Origin of the sequence: uncultured Clostridium sp. (assembly GCF_947039605.1) — a bacterium.
GTDB lineage: Bacteria > Bacillota > Clostridia > Clostridiales > Clostridiaceae > Sarcina.
Genome location: NZ_CAMQZG010000006.1, coordinates 42,687 through 60,609, shown reverse-complemented (window position 1 = coordinate 60,609; position 17,923 = coordinate 42,687). Strand labels below are relative to the sequence as shown.

At 29.2% G+C, this 17,923-nt stretch carries 19 protein-coding genes; 7 read left to right on the top strand and 12 right to left on the bottom strand.

The window, feature by feature from the left end; genetic code table 11:
- Positions 1 to 50: 50 nt before the first annotated feature.
- The 6 genes from Q0V24_RS03685 to nrdG form a co-directional block, all read right to left on the bottom strand.
- Positions 51 to 1,406, bottom strand: a complete 1,356-nt coding sequence (locus Q0V24_RS03685; protein WP_297518772.1) for a PTS transporter subunit EIIC — start codon at positions 1,404 to 1,406, stop codon at positions 51 to 53.
- A 121-nt stretch (positions 1,407 to 1,527) separates the two neighbouring features.
- A complete protein-coding gene (locus Q0V24_RS03680; RefSeq protein ID WP_297518771.1) occupies positions 1,528 to 1,857 on the bottom strand; it encodes a PTS sugar transporter subunit IIB in 330 nt (109 codons plus the stop codon).
- 60 nt (positions 1,858 to 1,917) lie between these two features.
- Positions 1,918 to 2,226, bottom strand: coding sequence for a PTS lactose/cellobiose transporter subunit IIA (locus Q0V24_RS03675; protein WP_297518770.1), 309 nt, complete (start codon positions 2,224 to 2,226; stop codon positions 1,918 to 1,920).
- 253 nt (positions 2,227 to 2,479) lie between these two features.
- A complete protein-coding gene (locus tag Q0V24_RS03670) occupies positions 2,480 to 4,384 on the bottom strand; it encodes a PRD domain-containing protein (RefSeq protein WP_297518769.1) in 1,905 nt (634 codons plus the stop codon).
- A 218-nt stretch (positions 4,385 to 4,602) separates the two neighbouring features.
- Positions 4,603 to 5,226: a DedA family protein gene (locus Q0V24_RS03665; protein WP_297518768.1), complete on the bottom strand. Its 624-nt coding sequence runs from the start codon at positions 5,224 to 5,226 to the stop codon at positions 4,603 to 4,605.
- Positions 5,227 to 5,257: 31 nt separating this feature from the next.
- Positions 5,258 to 5,752 carry an anaerobic ribonucleoside-triphosphate reductase activating protein gene (gene nrdG / locus Q0V24_RS03660; protein ID WP_297518767.1) on the bottom strand — a complete coding sequence of 165 codons (495 nt, stop codon included), beginning with the start codon at positions 5,750 to 5,752 and terminating at the stop codon, positions 5,258 to 5,260.
- A 181-nt stretch (positions 5,753 to 5,933) separates the two neighbouring features.
- Here nrdG and Q0V24_RS03655 point away from each other — a divergent pair, with 181 nt between their 5' ends.
- The gene (locus Q0V24_RS03655; RefSeq protein ID WP_297518766.1) at positions 5,934 to 6,536 is read left to right on the top strand and encodes a hypothetical protein; all 603 of its coding nucleotides are present in this window, start codon (positions 5,934 to 5,936) and stop codon (positions 6,534 to 6,536) included.
- Positions 6,537 to 6,670: 134 nt separating this feature from the next.
- Here the strand turns inward: Q0V24_RS03655 and Q0V24_RS03650 are convergent, their stop codons facing one another.
- The 5 genes from Q0V24_RS03650 to Q0V24_RS03630 form a co-directional block, all read right to left on the bottom strand.
- Positions 6,671 to 7,351, bottom strand: coding sequence for an ABC transporter ATP-binding protein (locus tag Q0V24_RS03650; protein ID WP_297518765.1), 681 nt, complete (start codon positions 7,349 to 7,351; stop codon positions 6,671 to 6,673).
- A gap of 3 nt (positions 7,352 to 7,354) precedes the next feature.
- Positions 7,355 to 8,599 carry an ABC transporter permease gene (locus Q0V24_RS03645; RefSeq protein ID WP_297518764.1) on the bottom strand — a complete coding sequence of 415 codons (1,245 nt, stop codon included), beginning with the start codon at positions 8,597 to 8,599 and terminating at the stop codon, positions 7,355 to 7,357.
- A gap of 4 nt (positions 8,600 to 8,603) precedes the next feature.
- Positions 8,604 to 9,692 carry an ABC transporter permease gene (locus tag Q0V24_RS03640; RefSeq protein ID WP_297518763.1) on the bottom strand — a complete coding sequence of 363 codons (1,089 nt, stop codon included), beginning with the start codon at positions 9,690 to 9,692 and terminating at the stop codon, positions 8,604 to 8,606.
- 57 nt (positions 9,693 to 9,749) lie between these two features.
- Positions 9,750 to 10,109 carry a hypothetical protein gene (locus Q0V24_RS03635; RefSeq protein WP_297518762.1) on the bottom strand — a complete coding sequence of 120 codons (360 nt, stop codon included), beginning with the start codon at positions 10,107 to 10,109 and terminating at the stop codon, positions 9,750 to 9,752.
- 246 nt (positions 10,110 to 10,355) lie between these two features.
- Positions 10,356 to 11,735, bottom strand: coding sequence for an MATE family efflux transporter (locus tag Q0V24_RS03630; protein ID WP_297518761.1), 1,380 nt, complete (start codon positions 11,733 to 11,735; stop codon positions 10,356 to 10,358).
- Positions 11,736 to 12,080: 345 nt separating this feature from the next.
- On the opposite strand from Q0V24_RS03630, the gene Q0V24_RS03625 reads away from it, so the two are divergent.
- The 6 genes from Q0V24_RS03625 to Q0V24_RS03600 are packed head-to-tail and all read left to right on the top strand — an operon-like array spanning position 12,081 to position 15,475.
- Entirely contained in the window at positions 12,081 to 12,269 is a 189-nt protein-coding gene (locus tag Q0V24_RS03625) for a hypothetical protein (protein WP_297518760.1), read from the top strand.
- Between the two features lie 25 nt (positions 12,270 to 12,294).
- Positions 12,295 to 12,669 carry a GntR family transcriptional regulator gene (locus tag Q0V24_RS03620; protein ID WP_297518759.1) on the top strand — a complete coding sequence of 125 codons (375 nt, stop codon included), beginning with the start codon at positions 12,295 to 12,297 and terminating at the stop codon, positions 12,667 to 12,669.
- A 3-nt stretch (positions 12,670 to 12,672) separates the two neighbouring features.
- Entirely contained in the window at positions 12,673 to 13,524 is an 852-nt protein-coding gene (locus Q0V24_RS03615) for an ABC transporter ATP-binding protein (RefSeq protein ID WP_297518758.1), read from the top strand.
- An 18-nt stretch (positions 13,525 to 13,542) separates the two neighbouring features.
- The gene (locus Q0V24_RS03610; RefSeq protein WP_297518757.1) at positions 13,543 to 14,169 is read left to right on the top strand and encodes an ABC-2 transporter permease; all 627 of its coding nucleotides are present in this window, start codon (positions 13,543 to 13,545) and stop codon (positions 14,167 to 14,169) included.
- Between the two features lie 46 nt (positions 14,170 to 14,215).
- A complete protein-coding gene (locus Q0V24_RS03605) occupies positions 14,216 to 14,854 on the top strand; it encodes an ABC-2 transporter permease (protein WP_297518756.1) in 639 nt (212 codons plus the stop codon).
- A gap of 15 nt (positions 14,855 to 14,869) precedes the next feature.
- Entirely contained in the window at positions 14,870 to 15,475 is a 606-nt protein-coding gene (locus Q0V24_RS03600) for a hypothetical protein (protein ID WP_297518755.1), read from the top strand.
- Positions 15,476 to 15,956: 481 nt separating this feature from the next.
- Here Q0V24_RS03600 and Q0V24_RS03595 read toward each other — a convergent pair whose 3' ends face one another.
- The gene (locus Q0V24_RS03595; protein ID WP_297518754.1) at positions 15,957 to 17,882 is read right to left on the bottom strand and encodes an aconitate hydratase; all 1,926 of its coding nucleotides are present in this window, start codon (positions 17,880 to 17,882) and stop codon (positions 15,957 to 15,959) included.
- Between the last annotated feature and the right edge of the window lie 41 nt (positions 17,883 to 17,923).

The following is a 17,923-nucleotide window of genomic DNA, read 5'->3' as shown; positions in this document are numbered from 1 at the left end:
TTTAATTAGAACCCACTAGGCATTGCCTAGCAGGTTCAATAATTAATTTTTTAGAAATCTAAATCTAAGTCATCTAACATACCTTGCTCATCTGCACTAAACACTTCAGCTTTAGTCGCTTCACCATTAGCTACTTCAGCTGCTTCTCTAGCAAGTTCTTGCTTCTCTAATATCTTAAAGAATGGCATGTATATTGCGATAGACATAAGTATTTGTATTAATTGTACAAACGGTGTTTTCCAATCCATACCTGTTAAGAATCCTTCGAAGAATAATGGTAAGTATGGAGGATCAAAGAATGGTCTAGCAAGTATATCAAACTTCATTAAGATGAATGGGAATATACCAACTAATGTTCCACCTAAGATAAATGGTATTAATAATATTGGGTTAAGTATTACTGGTACTCCAAATAATACTGGCTCATTGATACCAAATAATGATGGTACTAATGCAACTTGACCAACTTTTTTATATCTTTTTGACTTACTAAGTAACATAGCAATTACAAGACCTATTGTAACTCCTGAACCTGTAAAGTTCGCAAATGCTGAGAATGTTCCACCAGATACAACATGAGGTAACATCATTCCAGCTTCTTTTGCAGCAATATTTTCTGCAAGATACTGAACAAATACTGGTGAAAGAATTGGACTTAAAACTGCTGAGTGAATTCCAAAGAACCAGAATAATAATCTAAGCATTATTACAAAAGCAACTACCCATAAATTATCCATTGAACCAATAGCTGGAGCTAACATTTTCATTATAACTTCTGGTATTAATAAACCATCTGTCATACTAGCTACTGCATATCTTAAACCTAAGAATAAAACTGCTACTGCCATTGTTGGTGTGATAAGTTCAAATGACTTTGAAACAAAATCTGGAACACCATCTGGCATCTTAATAACAAGTTTATGTTTTGTAAAGAATCTATAAATTTCAACTACTGCAATCGAGATAAAAATACCTGCAAATAATCCTTTTGAATCAAGGAAACTAGCATTAAGCATTCCATCTTGTGTAAATGAAACTGTAACTAACATAAATGCGAATGCTGATAACGTAACAGCACCAACTGTATAAATCTTATAATGTTCACTTAAGAAGTAAGCAATAGCAATAACTGCATATATACCTATCATTCCAAGTGATAATTTAATAAGTAAATCTATAAGATAGACATTTTGCTCAAACCATGTTTGAACTGCCATATTGTCACTAAATACATTTTTAATAGTTTTAAGTGGATACGCAAGTGATCCAAGTAATAATATTGGTGTAAGAACAACCATTCCTCTTTTAACGGCTCCTAGATGTGGTTGTTTATCAATTTTGTTTGCAACAGGCATTAGATATTTTTTAATAAATGCCTCGAACTTAGCAAAGAATGTTCCCCCCATTTTAATTTCCCCCTTAGTTTCTTAATTTATTTTAGCCATATAACTCTCATAAAATCTCAATCATTTCATACCATATTATTTAAAAAGAAAGCCCTCACCCTAGGGGCTTTTTTTCTTTTGCCTAAGCGTTAAATCTCTTCATAGCTATTAATGCTTGCTTTAAAACTGTTGCACCATCCATAGCTCCATATATCTCTGATGTTAAAAGAACTGTTGGCTTTTTGTGCTCTGCTGCTATCTCTTGAACATGCTCATACTTGTGGCTAAGTTGTGGTCCTACAAGCACTATGTCATATCCTGTGATTTTATCTTCTAATCTATCAACTGGAATAGCTTCCATTGGTGTGAAGTCCTCTATGTTTAATTTTTGACTGTTATTTATAACACCTTTGATTGAATCCATCATCATTGTTGTTGAAAACCCACCTGCACATACTAATAATATTTTCATAATTTAATTTCCCCCTATTTACCCTTATTTTTTTATTTTAAACTCTTAATTTTTTTCTAATTACTTTCTTTCTGCTAACATTTCAACCATTTCTTCAATTAGGTCATATGCTAATAATGATGTCATTAAGTGATCTTGGGCATGTACCATAAGTAAATTAAGTTCTACTCCATTCCCTTGAGCCTCTTTCATTATTAAACTACTTTGTGCATTATGCCCTTTATCACCCTTTTGTTTTGACTCCTTAAGTTTTGCTCTAGCCTCTTCAAATTGACCCTTTCTAGCAAGTCTTAAAGCAGCAAATGATGCTCCTCTTGCATCACCTGATGCACATATAATTTCCATTGCACTTTTTTCTAATTCTGTCATTTTCAATTCCCCCTATATATTTAAATCTTATTTATTTCAAATTTTATTTTTCTTATTTATCAGGTGGCTTCTTGTTTACGCCTTCCTGATGATTTAATTATATAATCTAGTGAAACGGAAATACAGTTTCAAAAATTCCACTTAAAACGGAAATCTAGCAATGGATTTTCTATTTCCATTTCAAACGGAAATTAGAAGTTTAGGCAAAAAAATGGAGCTATTAAACTAATAACTCCACATAGCACCACAAACTCTACATATATTCTCTAATCAAATTCATAAACTGCTTTTTGCTACCTGCACTAAGCACTTCTTTTCTAAGCCTATCTTTTTCTATAAGTTTAAGCATTATCTTACTTACCGTCTTATGCAAATCAAGACTCCCTTTCTTCATAGAAATAAAGAAGACTATCTGAACTTTCTTTTCTCCCCAGTTTATAGGCTCTTTAAAAATAGTTATATTAATACTATCTTGCATAGCATTCATTTCTATTGCATGTGGTCCTGCAAGACCTTTTACATAAGCTGTACTAAGTTTATCCTCTCTTTGCAGCACAAGACTCTCAAAATCCGCTCCTACAAATCCCTTATCTAAAAGTATCTTACTTTCATTTTTTAAAAACTCAATATAGCTAAGTTTTGCACCACCTTGTAACTCTTTAAAACTAATAATATCTTCTACATAATCATCCACACTTACAAACTCATTACCATGTTCAAAACTACTCTCTAGATGTCTTTTAATACTATCAAGCTCATTATCATCAAGAAAATTCTTTACTAGAACAGTCGGAATCTCAAAATCTCTATCAAAATCAACAGCTTTTAAAACTAAATCAAACTTATCCTTTGTAATTTCCCCCGTATGAATATTAGAAAAACTCTTAATCACAGCATTACTAAATATTCTTTCAAGTTTAAGTTTTATAAGATAAGCTACCCCACCACCTGATGAGCATATAACTGCAATCTTTTTAATATTAGAAAGTTTATTTTCCTTCACCTTCTCAAAATGAGTAGCAAAATGAAGTGCTATAAAACCAATCTCATCCTTTAAAACCACCATTTTATACTTTTCACAAAGCTTATCAACAAAAGCAATAGCAATAGAAACTACTATTGGGTATCTTGTATTAACCTCTTCTAAAAGAGGATTACTTAGCTGAACATTATTTCTAGCTCTATTAATTAGTGAATAGACATGCATTACTAAATTACTCTCAAGTTCATGATTTTCTATAAACTCAGTACCATAATACTTATCAAGGTCTACTAAAATTTCTTTCACCTCTGTTTCAAGCTTTGCTTTAAACTTTTCATCAAGTGAAGAATACTCAGACTTTAACACAATATGAGTAGTTAAATAATCAATCTCTCTTGATGGAATCATCATATTAAGACTTCTAGCAATCTCATTACAAACTTTTATGGAAATCTTCTCATAAGCCTCATAATTAACACTATCTAAAATTTCTGAATTACACTCCGTTAGGAAGTTTTCTCTTTTAAGTCTAAGAATTAAAGTTTTTAAATGATATAAAATATTCTCAACAGCAAGATTGCTTATCTTTATATCATGCTCTATAATTCCCTTTATAAAAATCTCTTCTACTCTTTGGTATAGCTCATTATCTTCTACATTAGCCTCATCACCAAAGAATGTATCTATATTAAAAATGTACTTCGCCATAGCCTTTCTTATAAGGAACTCTGCACCTTTTATCTTCAAACCAAAACCACTTCTTTTCTCAAGTTCTAAATCAAATGTCTTAACCTTTGCCTTTACATCATCTAGATCTTTTATAATTGTACTTCTACTATAACCTAAATCATCTGCTATAGAATCAATAGTTCTGTATTCCTTTGCAGTCAAAAGAATCATAACTATTCTATCAACCCTAAGGTCCTTATCAACACCATCATCAAATCCATCAAGACTTCCTAAATAAGCATTAAAGTTCTCTTCATTATAAATTTCAAGATAGTACCCTTTTCCCCTTGCATTTAAAATTGAAAATCCTTTTTTAACTCCAATACTATTTATAATCTTAATCTCATTTCTAATAGTTCTATCCGTAACATTTAAACATCTAACAAGCTCTGCCATTGTAACATGACCACCATCTTTAAGTGCTTCTAAAATTAATTTTCCCCTCATAAATATCACCTTCCAAAAATATTTTTATTACAAATTTCTTTAAAAGACTACAAATTTCCCTAATTATTAAGTTAACATACTTTTCAAAAAAATACTTAATTTATATAATAACTTAAAGATTTGTTTATAAGTTATATAAGATGAATTTTTGCAATAAGCTAACTCTAAAAAAATAGCACCCTAAAATGATAATCTATCATTTTAGGGTACTTTCATTTTCAAATTTTATGTCCTCTTCTTTTTAACCATCTATATAAAAGGTATATAACTACTAATATAACAATAGCAATAATTACAATTATTATATGTCCCTTAATATAAACTTCTATAACTGAAATATTACTTCCCACAAAATAACCTATAAGTATTAATATCAGATTCCAAGTACCTATTCCAAGCCCTGAATATAACCAAAACTTAAATATGTTCATTCTCTCTATTCCTGCAATTATAGATATGTATGACCTTGTAAATGGCAAAACTCTACCTAAATAAACTGATAAATAGCTATACTTTCTAAATAAAAGATTTACCTTATGCAAAGGTTTTTTAGAACTTGGTAATTTTTTTTCTATAAAATCCACTATATGTCGTCCCCAAAAATATCCCATGTAATATGTAATTGTTGAACCCAACACTCCTGCAAAAACAGTAACTAAAAACACTATAAATATATTAAACTTTCCCTGTGCTGCCATTGCCCCTATCAAAGGAATAATGACCTCACTCGGGGGTGCTGGAAGTGCAACATACTCAATACTTGTTGCTATAATAACCCCAAAGTAACCATAACTATACACTAAATTCACTACGGAACTTACAAAATGATTTATATACTCCATGTTAAGTCCTCTCTTCTTTTGTTATTCTTTTTTATATAGCTAAAAGTTCTACTTTATTGTTCTCTAAACTACTTTTCACATCTATAATTCTTTGATTTGAAGAACCTCTATACTTTAAACTTTCATCTGCTAATTCCTCTTCAAACTTACCATCTACTAATACATCTATATATTTTAAAAACCCATATTTGACCTTATCTTCTTTAATAAATTCAAATCTATAACCTGTATAACACCAAGTGTTAAGTCCCATTTCTTTGAACTTTTTAGCCATATAACCAAACTTATCTGCCTGTTCCATAGGGTCACCACCACTAAAAGTAATTCCTTTTAAAAGTGGATTTTCTTCTACATCTTCAACAAGAGATTTTATATCCATAAGCTCTCCACCATTAAAATCATGTGTTTCTGGATTAAAGCATCCTTTGCAATTATGTCTACATCCCTGTGCAAAAAATACTCTTCTCATCCCTGGACCATTAACTAAACTTTCATATGCAATTCCTGATAATCTTACTTTATTCATACTCTCACCTGCTTATCTAAAATTATGTTATGTTAATTCTACCTTTTTAGCCACTTAATTAAAAGACTTGTATTATAGCAAAATTTCTTTTACTACCTATATTATAAAACTCATTTTTTGTATAAAATTTGTAATACACTCTATTTATAAAGGTTTTAAACTGAAATTAGAGGTGATAATTATGTTCGGAAAGAAAAAAGATAAATTTGAAAATCTAATAGCTTACTATAAAAAAACTCCTTCTCTAGTAAACCTAGAAGTTGAAGATTTAAAAACATTGCCAGAAGAGGTTTTAAATAGTCCACTAAATAACCAATATACTTATGGTTATAAAGATATGAGAACTATGATTTGTGCAATTAGCAATAAACTTGATAACTACTGCCCTTTATACAAAGATGAAGTTAAATTCAAAGGTATTTTCTTTGCACATAGTCACAACAAACCAGTAGACTATACTACTATGTTTGGGTCATTCTACTTTAGAGTTTACTTTGGAAATGATACTCTATATGTATATGAACTTGACCAATTTGTAAGAGTTATAAACTCTCATGTATTTAAAATTGCTGATATATCTGGAATAGCAAATACAACTAAACACTTAATTTTAAAATACTCATCTAGTAATACTACAAGAGATAATACATTCTTATTTGTAAAACAATCAGAGAATGATACAAAATTATATGATGCACTTATGAGTAATGGTCTATCAAAAGATCTAATAATAGAAGAGAATATCTGGCATAAATTGCTTAGTGATACTGATAAAATTGGATAAATACTTATCCGAAGTTCTATAGGACGTATATTTCTTTATATCTTCTCCATAAAAAAACAAAAAGATTAGAAGAACTATCTAATAAAATAAAAGCTACCAACAGAACTCGTTGGTAGCTTTCTATAACAATTTAATTATCTAAATATTTCTGTTAAAATTTTTCCATCTTCAATCCTTATAATTTTATCACACCTATTAGCTATGGCTTCATCATGAGTAACTAACAATATTGTTTTGCCTTCCTTGTTAAGTTTTTTTAATATATCCATAACCTCTAATCCAGTCTGTTTATCCAATGCGCCTGTTGGTTCATCTGCTAAAATAATTTTAGGATTATTCACAAGTGCTCTAGCAATTGCAACCCTTTGACACTGCCCACCTGATAACTCATTTACTTTAGAGTTCATCTTTTCTTCAATTTTTAATTTCTTTAAAATTTCAATAATTTTTGCTTTTCGTATTCCTTTTTTGACATTCCCATACTCTAGTGGTATCTCAATATTATCATAAACAGTTAAATCTTTTATAAGTGCAAAATGTTGAACTACAAAACCAAATGTAGTATTTCTAAGTTTAGCAAATTCCTTTTCATTCAATTGGTCTGTATTTTTTCCATCTAGGTGATACTCTCCATTTGTCTGAACATCTAATAAGCCAAGTATATTTAGTAAAGTACTTTTTCCTGATCCAGAAGTACCTACTATAGCCACAAAATCACCTTGCTTGATACTTAAATTAACATCATACAAAACTTTATTTTCTACTTTTTTATTTTTATAAATTTTGCTTATTTCTTTTAATCTTATTATTTCCATACTTTACTCATCCCCTTTCACTAATTCTTGAATTGAATATTTAAATATTTTTCTTAGAGGAATTAACATTGTAACTAAAGAATATATTAACAATAATAATCCAATAAAGATTACAAGAATACCATTTATATGAATATCTAGTGTTTGTAAATATAAATTAAATACTAAATATGCACTTCCTACCATAAATATAATTTCAGCAAATATAATCATTGCAATATCCTTTAGTCTTGCACCATTTAAAACATAAATCCCAAATTCTTTTTTTCTTTTTTCAATAGAATTTAATAATGAAATTATAAATGTTATTGACACTGTAATTAAAATAACTATAGACATCATATTATATATTTCTAATTTTTGCTTGCTAATATTTAACTCCGAATTTAAAACTTTAGAACCATCTATTACCCCTACATTTAAATTGAATTTTTTAAATTCATCAACAATTTGTTTCTTTATTTCTAAAATTTTTTCATCCTTTAAATTTTCATCAAAAAATATAAGATTATTTCCAGCTCGCCCCTCAACTCTTCCTTTTATATCTAATTGTGAATCCAATGCAACAATCGTATTATCAAGATTTACATATTCTTTTCCATTAAAAAATATAGAATATGGTATTTTCTGATTTTCTTCCAAAATCCCTACTACTTTTCCTCTAGTAGGTTTATTATCTTCATTCCATTCATGTTCTATAGTACTTCCAATTGGAAATTCTTTTGCAAAATTTTTACCAACTAAAAACAAATTACTATCTTCGTTAGAATTTACTATTTTATTTTCAATTAAAGATTCTCCGTCTGAAACTTTCAAATCAAAAATTTCAAAAAAATTAGGACTTAAAAAAATTGTCTGTGCTTGAAATTTTTTTTCCCCACCCTCATTGAATGTTCCATCAAACTCACTTAAATTTTGATACCCTTCAAATACTGAAATATTTATCGGAAGCCTTTGATTATATAAAATACTTATTCCATTTATATTGTCTAACTCATTATAAAAATCATCAATTTTTTTCAATTCATTTTTTTCTAATTCATATATCATATCACTATTATTAATTCTTAAATTATAAACATCTCCATTATTAAAATATTTACTTATATCTTGAGATTCATTTTTTATATCTGTACCTAAAATGATAGAATTATATATAGCATATATGCCCAATGCTAATTGAAATATTAAAATAATATTCAAAAATATATTTTTTTTCAAACTAATCTTTACATATTTAATTCCCATATAACTATCTATTCTCCTTCAAAAGTTGACTTATTTTTGTTTTATCTATAATTCTCTTTATGAAAGGTATCGTTATTAAGCTTAAAATACATAAAAATATAAAACTATAAATAATAAAATTTACCCCTATTTCATAATTGAATATTCCATTTATTTTAGTTTCCCTCAAAATATAATTAATAACTATAGCACTAGCTGTTGATATACTATAAATTAATAAGTATCTTTCAAGTATAATTTTCATAATTTCCTTTTTTGTTGCTCCAAATGCTAATCGCACTCCAAACTCTAATTTTAAATATTCAATCCAATACACTATTGCTCTTAACAGTGTAAGTATCATACATATTATTATAAATATACAATTAATAATTAATGGCATTGACATACCAATAGCTCCCTTTAAAGGTTCTGGATATAACCCTTCATAATATGCAATTCCAGTTATTTCATCAGCACCCAACATTGTTGTAACCCTAGAAATTATTTCATCCTGCGAATATAAATTACTTCCTATATCCCAGTATTCCTTACTAAAATCTTCAATATTTAAAATAGAATTTAAATTATAAATTATAGTATAGTCATATGTAGCTTCCTTATTAACATCTTTTTCATTCCCAATAATACCAATAACCCTATACTTATGTTTACCTCTAAAGATATATCTCGTCCCATTTTCTTCTATACATGATTTAATCATACCTCTACCAATTATAGCTAGCTTATTTTCAGATTGTATTTCTTCTTTTGAAAAATATCGTCCTTCAAGCAAATTAAAACCTAATTCATAATTTTCATCATAATAAATTCCATGTACATTTGATTCATAGCTTGAAAATTCATTTGCTGCTCCATAATTTAAAACTAAGTTTTTATCACTTTTTAATTTCTCTAAGATTTTTAAAAATTCATCATTTTTCAACTCTGAATTAAAAGTTACTGATATGTTATTAGATGGCATTATTCCATTTTCTGTGTGAAGTAAATCTTTTAACGAGTTAATACTTCCACCAATTACAAAAACAAATAAAATTATCATGGTCATACTAATCCAAACAAACTTTGATTTTCTAAGTTTCTTAATAACCATATCTCCTCCTAAAAATTGATTTCCCTAATTTATAAATTAGAGAAATCAAATTATTTTTTATCTATGTTTCTCATTTACTTTATAATTTCCATCTCGTCTAAACTGCATTGATTGAACTCTACCTTTTCCTTGAACTAAATTTCCCATCTCTTGTCCACCTATGACAACTCTTGTTCTAACACTTGTTGATGTTGAACCAGCTTTTGTCCAACTAAATGCATCTGTTCCAACACTCCCCTTATAAGCCCTTTTAACGCCAGCAAAATGATTAGCTCCTGTTCCACCACAAGATCCACCATGATATTCCTCAACTGGACCTATACCTCCAAAATCTTGATTAATTGCCATTGCTGAAACTGAAAACAAACTTATTCCTAACATAGATCCTACTATAATTTTTTTCACAAATTTATTCATTAATATCCCTTCCTTTAAATTCACTTTTTAGTAAATATTTACAATCAAAGACTAACATACATGCTAAAAAAAAACAATCTATTTGGCCTAACTAGTCGTTTTATATGCCTAACTGGTCATATTGTCTATTTTAAAATTAATTTGTATAATTTTATTTTCATTATGATATTTACTTTAATTTCAAATAAAAAAAGCTAGAAAAGAGTGTTTTATTTCTACTCTTTTCTAGCTTCTAAGTATTAATTTTTAAATTCCAATCGCAACTTTTTCACTTTCTTGAATTACATTTCTAATCCATTTACCTGATTTAAGTCTGTAAATTTCAAAGAATAATTTTATAAATTCTTCTGTACAAATTATAAAGTAAACTGCTATAAGTGGTAACCCTAAAACAGTCGCTCCTATAAATGCCCCTGGAACTGAATATAACCAAACTGTCCCTGCTTGAACCATCATAGAGAATGTTGTATCTCCACCACCTCTTAAAACTCCAATTATCATAACAACATTAAAAGTTCTAATTGGTGTAAACACTGCAACAAGTCTTAAAACTAAGATTGTTGAGGCAGCAGTTTCTGGACTTATATTAAATGGAGTTACAGCTAGAGGTGCAAATATCCAAAGACCAAGACCTATTACAGCACCCACTATAGGTGATAATATTCCTATCTTTATAGCATAATCTTTTGCTTCTTCCTCATCCCCTGCTCCAATTTTATTTCCTATCATAATACAGGCTGCAACTGCTATACCTATACCTATAACCATAAATAAATTGATTATTGTTGTAGCAATCTGCATTGATGCAACTGCTTGTGTCCCAATTCTTGCATAAGCAATTGAATAAGCCATCATTCCAACTGACCAAACAAGTTCATTTGCAATAACTGACCATGAAGTTTTAAAATATATCTTTATAAAAGCTTTATCAAAACTTAAAAGCTCTTTTATATTTGCTGCAACTTTGTTTTTCTTTGCATAAACCATAAATAAAATATATGCCATCTCTACAACTCTTGCTATTGTAGTAGCAAGTGCCGCTCCCATAACACCCATTTCTGGTGCTCCAAGATTTCCAAATATAAATACCCAGTTTAAAAATGCATTTACTAAAACTCCAAGAATACTTGCAAACATAGGAATGCTTGGCTGTTCTGTACTTCTTAAAGCTGCTGAATAAGTCATTGTAATATTAGTAATTAAATAACTAACCGCTGCCATTTGAAGATAATCTACTCCAAGTTCTATAACTACTGGGTCTTGTGATAAAATCCCCATTATAGTTTCTGGTATAAAAAATGCTCCTATAGCAAAAATTATTGATGCAACAAGACCTATAACAAGACTAAGACCTAAAACTGTCTTAATTTTCTCAGTATCTTTTCTTCCCCAATACTGAGCCATAAAAATACTTGCCCCAGCTGTGATACCTGCAATACATAGCATAAATACAAAGAAATATTGGTTAGCAAGCCCTACTGCGGCTATTGCTTCCTCACCAAGGTTTCCTATCATAAGATTATCTACTAAATTTAATGATGACATGATAAAATTTTGAATAACTATTGGTACTGCAAGTACCCATAAACTCTTTAAAAACTTCTTATCTTTTAATATCCCCTTCAATTAAAAGTCCCCCTCTATTCAATTTTTAGACGACAAAAAAGCAAATGGGTAGTATATGCCGCCCATCTGCTCTATATGTGTAACGCTTTTATTTAATTCACCATCTATTATTTTATATTATTTCTCTATAAAGTCAATAAATAACAAGTTAAATTAACAGAATGTTTTAAAATTCCTCCTAAATTTTGTATGAACCTTGTCTAAATTTGTCTAACGATTATAATTGTATTCCCATATTCAGTAAGTTACTATTAAACTATCAACTGTGTATATTGTATATATACAGTTAAACACAGACATAATATATTTACTAAACAAAAGCTAAAAAATACGGAGGTGTATTTCATGTCAATTAATACAGTCTACAAGATACTTAAAATTCTTAGTTTTATAGGAGTTGCTGTTCTTGTGCTAATAGGTATACTTGCAACTATTGGTATAATACCTGCAAACTCAATTTCACTACTAACAATTATAGTAACAGGATTTGTTGTAGCACCTATCTATTACAGAAAAATAAAAGGTATTGATTAGCTAGTCAATAAGGGGGAGTTTATTTTTGAATATTATTGTCTCAAATTCATCATCAATTCCTCTCTATCTGCAAATTAAAGCACAAATAGAGAGTGAAATTTTTAAAGGAAATCTAAACCCTACTGACCCACTTCCTTCTATCAGAGTTCTTGCAAAAGAACTTAGAGTTAGCATAATCACTACTAAAAAAGCTTATGAAGAGCTAGAGAAGGATGGGTTTATACAAACTGTTGCTGGAAAAGGAAGCTTTATAAGCTCTAAAAATAACGAAAGATTAAAGGAAATCACAATGAGCAAGATTGAAGATAGCCTTAGTGAAATCATAAAAACTGCAAAATCAATAGACTTAGCAGAAGATAATCTTATAGAAGTTATAAAAATTCTTTATCAGGAGGTTTAATATATGAACGCAGTAGAAATTAGAAACTTAAAGAAAACACTTGGTGAATTTACACTTGATGTGGACAAACTTGATATTCCAAAGGGGTATATCACAGGATTTATAGGGAAAAATGGTTCAGGTAAGACAACAACTATCAAACTTATAATGGATTTAATTTTTCCTGAAAGTGGAGAAATTAAAATATTTAATAAAGCACTTAGAGAAAATGAAATAGAACTTAAATCACAAATAGCTTATGTTGGAATTGAGTCAGGCTATCCACCAAAATTACAACTAAAAAAAATTAAAGCTATGATTTCAAGATTTTATCCGTCTTGGGATAATGACTTATATGAAAAATACATTTCTAAATTTGACCTAAATCAAAAAACTCTATACAAAGACCTTTCATCAGGAAAGAAAAAACAATTTGAACTTTGTATGGCATTATCACACAGACCAAAACTTCTTATAATGGATGAGCCAACAGTAAATCTTGACCCTGTTGTAAGAAATGAATTTATAGACATGCTATCTGAACATCTTGAATCAGGTGATATGAGCGTGTTCTACTCTTCACACATAACAAGCGACCTAGAAAAATCAGCAGATTATATCTACTTTATAGATAAAGGAAAGATACTTTTAAGTGGTGAAAAAGATACACTACTTGAAAAACATAGAATTGTAAAAGGACCTAACTCACTTATAAATGAAACAACTAAACAAAATTTAATAGGACTTAAAGAAGCTAAGTTTGGCTTTAATGCACTAACAAACAATTATAGAGAAGTCTTTGCAACCTTTGGAGATGAGGCAATTTATGAAAGAGTATGCCTTGAAGACCTTATGATTTATTACCTTAAAAAATAAATATAAGGAGTTTCTACTATGAATGTTATAACTAATTTAATAAAAAAACATATAACAATTAATTTTATAAATGTAAGTTCTCTATTGTTCTTACTTGGTGGTTTACTTTGGGGATTTATTTTCCCTCATTTTAATGTACATGCAACACTATTTATATTTTTATACTTTTGTATTATTCCAATAAGTGCATATCAAAATACTGATGTAAATCAAACTAATACACACTTACCAGTGAAGAGGTCACAGATTATTGCTTCTATATATATTAGCAATTTTCTTATCCTATCCGTCATTATCCTACTAGGACTTTTTTCAGTATTCTTAACATTTGGATTTGATACTTCTCTTGGGCAAGCAGTTACTCTTATAACTATTTGTATACCTATTTTATTATTATCATTTCTTATTCCTTTAGGATTTAAAATTGGAATGATGTGGCTTCAAGTAGTTAGTGTTGGTCTTTGCACAGCTTTAGGTGTTTTTACAATGCTTTCAATTGCAGATATTATGAATGGAGAAATACTACTAAACTTTAACTATGACTTAACACATCTTATTGCACCGTCAATTATTATTTGTTTAGTCCTTTATCTATTCTCAATGAAACTTTCAATCCACCTTTTTAAGAAAAAAGAATTTAGCTAGATTGTGTTACTTGAATAAAATAATTTTTATACAAGGAGTTTTTTTAATGAATACTACAATGAACTTAATAAAAAAATATGCTACTACTTCACTATTCACAAAGCTTAATCTTTTTATGCTTATATTTTGCTCTATCTACTGGATTTGGATTCCTACAATGAGTTCTTTTGGAATATTTTATTGTACCTTTTACTTTTGCTTAACACCTTTTTTTGAAGAAGAAAGTACAAAATCTAGTGAACAGCTTGTTTGTATGCCAGTAAAAAGATCACAAATCGTACTATCAAAATATTTGTGTAATACCGGCATACTAATTTTCCTTAGTATTACATCTATAATTTCAACTTATCTTTCATATGGATTTGATAACTCACTTGGAATGTTAGTTCTTTCTGTGAATGTTTGTGGGCCAATTTTAATGTTAACTATTTTTATTCCACTAGGATTAAAATTTGGAATGAATTACTTGAAATTAATAATACTTGGAACTGTTTTTGTACTTGCTTCTGGAAGTTCATCTATCTTAACTGCAATATTAAACGGAGAATTTAACTTTAACTTTGGATTACTTTTTGATATGAATATAAACCTGTTCTTTACAATAATAACTATAATATCAGTTATTTTATATTTAATATCAATAAAAATTTCAATAACAGTCTTTAAAAAAAGAGAATACAAATAAGTAGGTGATAAATTTTTGAATACTGACAGAATTATAAAACTTTTAAAAATAGATATATCAAAATGCTTCAGCGAAAAAATAGTTATAGTTATGTGCTCTTTGATAATATTATGTGGATTTCCTATCCCTTTAGTATCAGCAATTGCACTACCACTTTTAATATTTGTACTATCAATGAAGGATTTAAAAGCTCAACAACTTGGAATAGACTGTAACTTAGCTTATAGCTTACCAGTGAAAAAATCTGAGATAGTTATAGAAAAGTTTTTACTACAATTTTTATGTATGCTTATAACATTACCTGCGTATATTTATATCGCTACGGTATCATTAGAAACTGCTATTTATGTTTTTCTTGTAACCTTGACTAGCTCTATGATAGTTTGTAGCATACTAACAACATTGATATTTGTTTTCGAACTTTGGGTTCCTGTTTTTATAGGCATAATGATACCAAACCTTTTACTTATGATTGATAGTAGATTTATACTATATCTTGATTCAGACTTACCACTAGATGCAGTTCCTTTTACAACAGTCATGCTTGTAACTGCATTTATAGTAGTACCAATATCCATATTTATATCTATCAAAGCTATAAAGAAAAAACAATTAATATAAAAAAATAACCACAATATCCTTTGAGGGATTTTGTGGTTATTTCATTTATCTATTAAACTAGGCATTCTTATCATAGCACATTAAATTGAAAGATTAAATCATAATAATCCTTTTATCAGAATTCTTTACAAAAACTATAGTTTTATTAATAATGTTCCCATTTTTTACATTGACTGCAAACATTTTTTCATTTTAAAAGGCTGTGGACAAAAAATAAAAAAGTTATCCACAGGTAAAGTTTCAGAAAACTTCTGTGGATAACTTTTTCTAGTACAATTTTACCTGCAAAGTGCTGCAAGTGAGAGTAAAATTTTATAAATTTATAAAAACTATAAAACTCATTTTAAAATTTTTATAAATACATCAACGCTTTAAAAAGCTTGATATTTTAAAAGCCAGTTACTACTATAAATAATTATATTAGTAACTAGCTTTTTTATATTACCATAGCTGTTCATATATCACAAGTTAGAAATTACCTTTAGTTTGCAGTAATCTTTGTATAATTAAGCTTTCCACCTGCTTTTACTACTGCTATTTCTTTTTCTGAAAGTTCAGTTTTAACTGTAAAACTTGTTCCTTTTGTAAGATTTTTAACCTCAAGAACTCCCTCATTTAATCTATCTTTTATATTCTCTATCTCAAGTTCATCTAATAAATCTATACCATCATAATCATTTAAGTTTTCAAACACCATAGGTACTATCCCACTATTTATAAGGTTTGCTTTGTGTATTCTTGCAAATGACTTACAAACAACACCTTTAATTCCAAGATATAATGGAGCAAGGGCTGCATGTTCTCTACTTGAACCTTGACCATAGTTATCTCCCGCAATTATAAATCCACCATTATTCTCTTTTGCTCTAGTTGGAAAATCTTCATCAACTGTATTAAAACAGAATTCTGAAAGATAAGGTATATTACTTCTAAATGGAAGTAATTTAGCATTAGATGGCATGATATGGTCTGTTGTAATATTATCTTCAACTATTAAAACAGTCTTTGCTTTTATAGCCTCTGGAAGTTCCACATTTATAGGAAAAGGCTTAATATTTGGTCCTCTCTCAACTATAATTTCAGTTCCTGCCTCTGCTGGTGCAATTATCATACTATCATCTATTAAAAATTTGTTTACTGTTATATCAGAGAAATCTACATCAAATTCTCTTGGGTCTGTAAGCACCCCTGTTAGTGCAGAAACTGCTGCAACCTCTGGGCTTACAAGATATACTTTTGCAGATAATGTCCCACTTCTTCCATAGAAATTTCTATTAAAAGTTCTAAGAGAAATAGCATCTGTTTTAGGTGATTGTCCCATACCTATACAAGGTCCACAACCATTTTCTAAAACTCTAGCACCAGAACTTATAATATCTGCAAGTGCTCCATTTCTAGCAATCATCTCCATAACTTGTCTTGAACCTGGTGCAATTACAAGGCTGACATCATTATGAACTTTCTTACCTTTTAAAATTCTAGCAACTTTCATTAAATCTTCGTAAGAAGAGTTTGTACAACTTCCTATTCCAACTTGGTCTACTTTAATTTTTCCTATTTCCTCAATAGTAGCAATATTATCTGGGCTATGAGGTTTTGCTGCCATAGGCACAAGTTTATCTAAATTAACTGTAATTTCTAAATCATAAGTAGCATCAGCGTCTGCCTTAAATTCAAACCAATCTTCTTCTCTACCTTGTGCCTTAAAGAATTCTAAAGTTTTCTCATCACTTGGGAATATTGAAGTAGTTGCACCAAGCTCTGCTCCCATATTTGTTATAGTAGCTCTTTGTGGAACTGAAAGAGTTTTAACACCCTCACCACCATATTCAAAAACTCTACCAACTCCACCTTTAACAGACATTTGTTTTAAAACATCTAAGATAATATCTTTTGATGCAACCATTTTATTTAAACTTCCAGTAAGATTAACTTTTACAACTTCAGGTGCTTTAATATAATAAGCTCCACCTGCCATAGCAAGGGCAACATCAAGTCCACCAGCTCCCATAGCAAGCATTCCAACCCCACCAGCAGTAGGTGTATGGCTATCTGAACCTGTTAAAGTATCTCCTGGAACTGCAAATCTTTCCAAGAAAACTTGATGACAAATTCCATTCCCTGGTCTAGAAAAATGAACTCCATATTTTGAAGCAACAGTTTGAATATATCTGTGGTCATCTGCATTTTCAAATCCTTGTTGAAGCATATTGTGGTCAATAAAAGCTACACTTCTTTTTGTTTTAACCCTATCAATCCCCATAGCTTCAAGCTGTAAGTAAGCCATAGTCCCAGTTGAATCTTGTGTTAATGTTTGGTCAATTTTAACCCCTATTGGATTTCCAGCCTCAAGCACCCCATCAACAGTATGTTTTTCTAAAATTTTATAAACTAAATTTAACCCCATAATTTTACCCCCAAATTACATTAGAAAATGCCCTAAAAGAG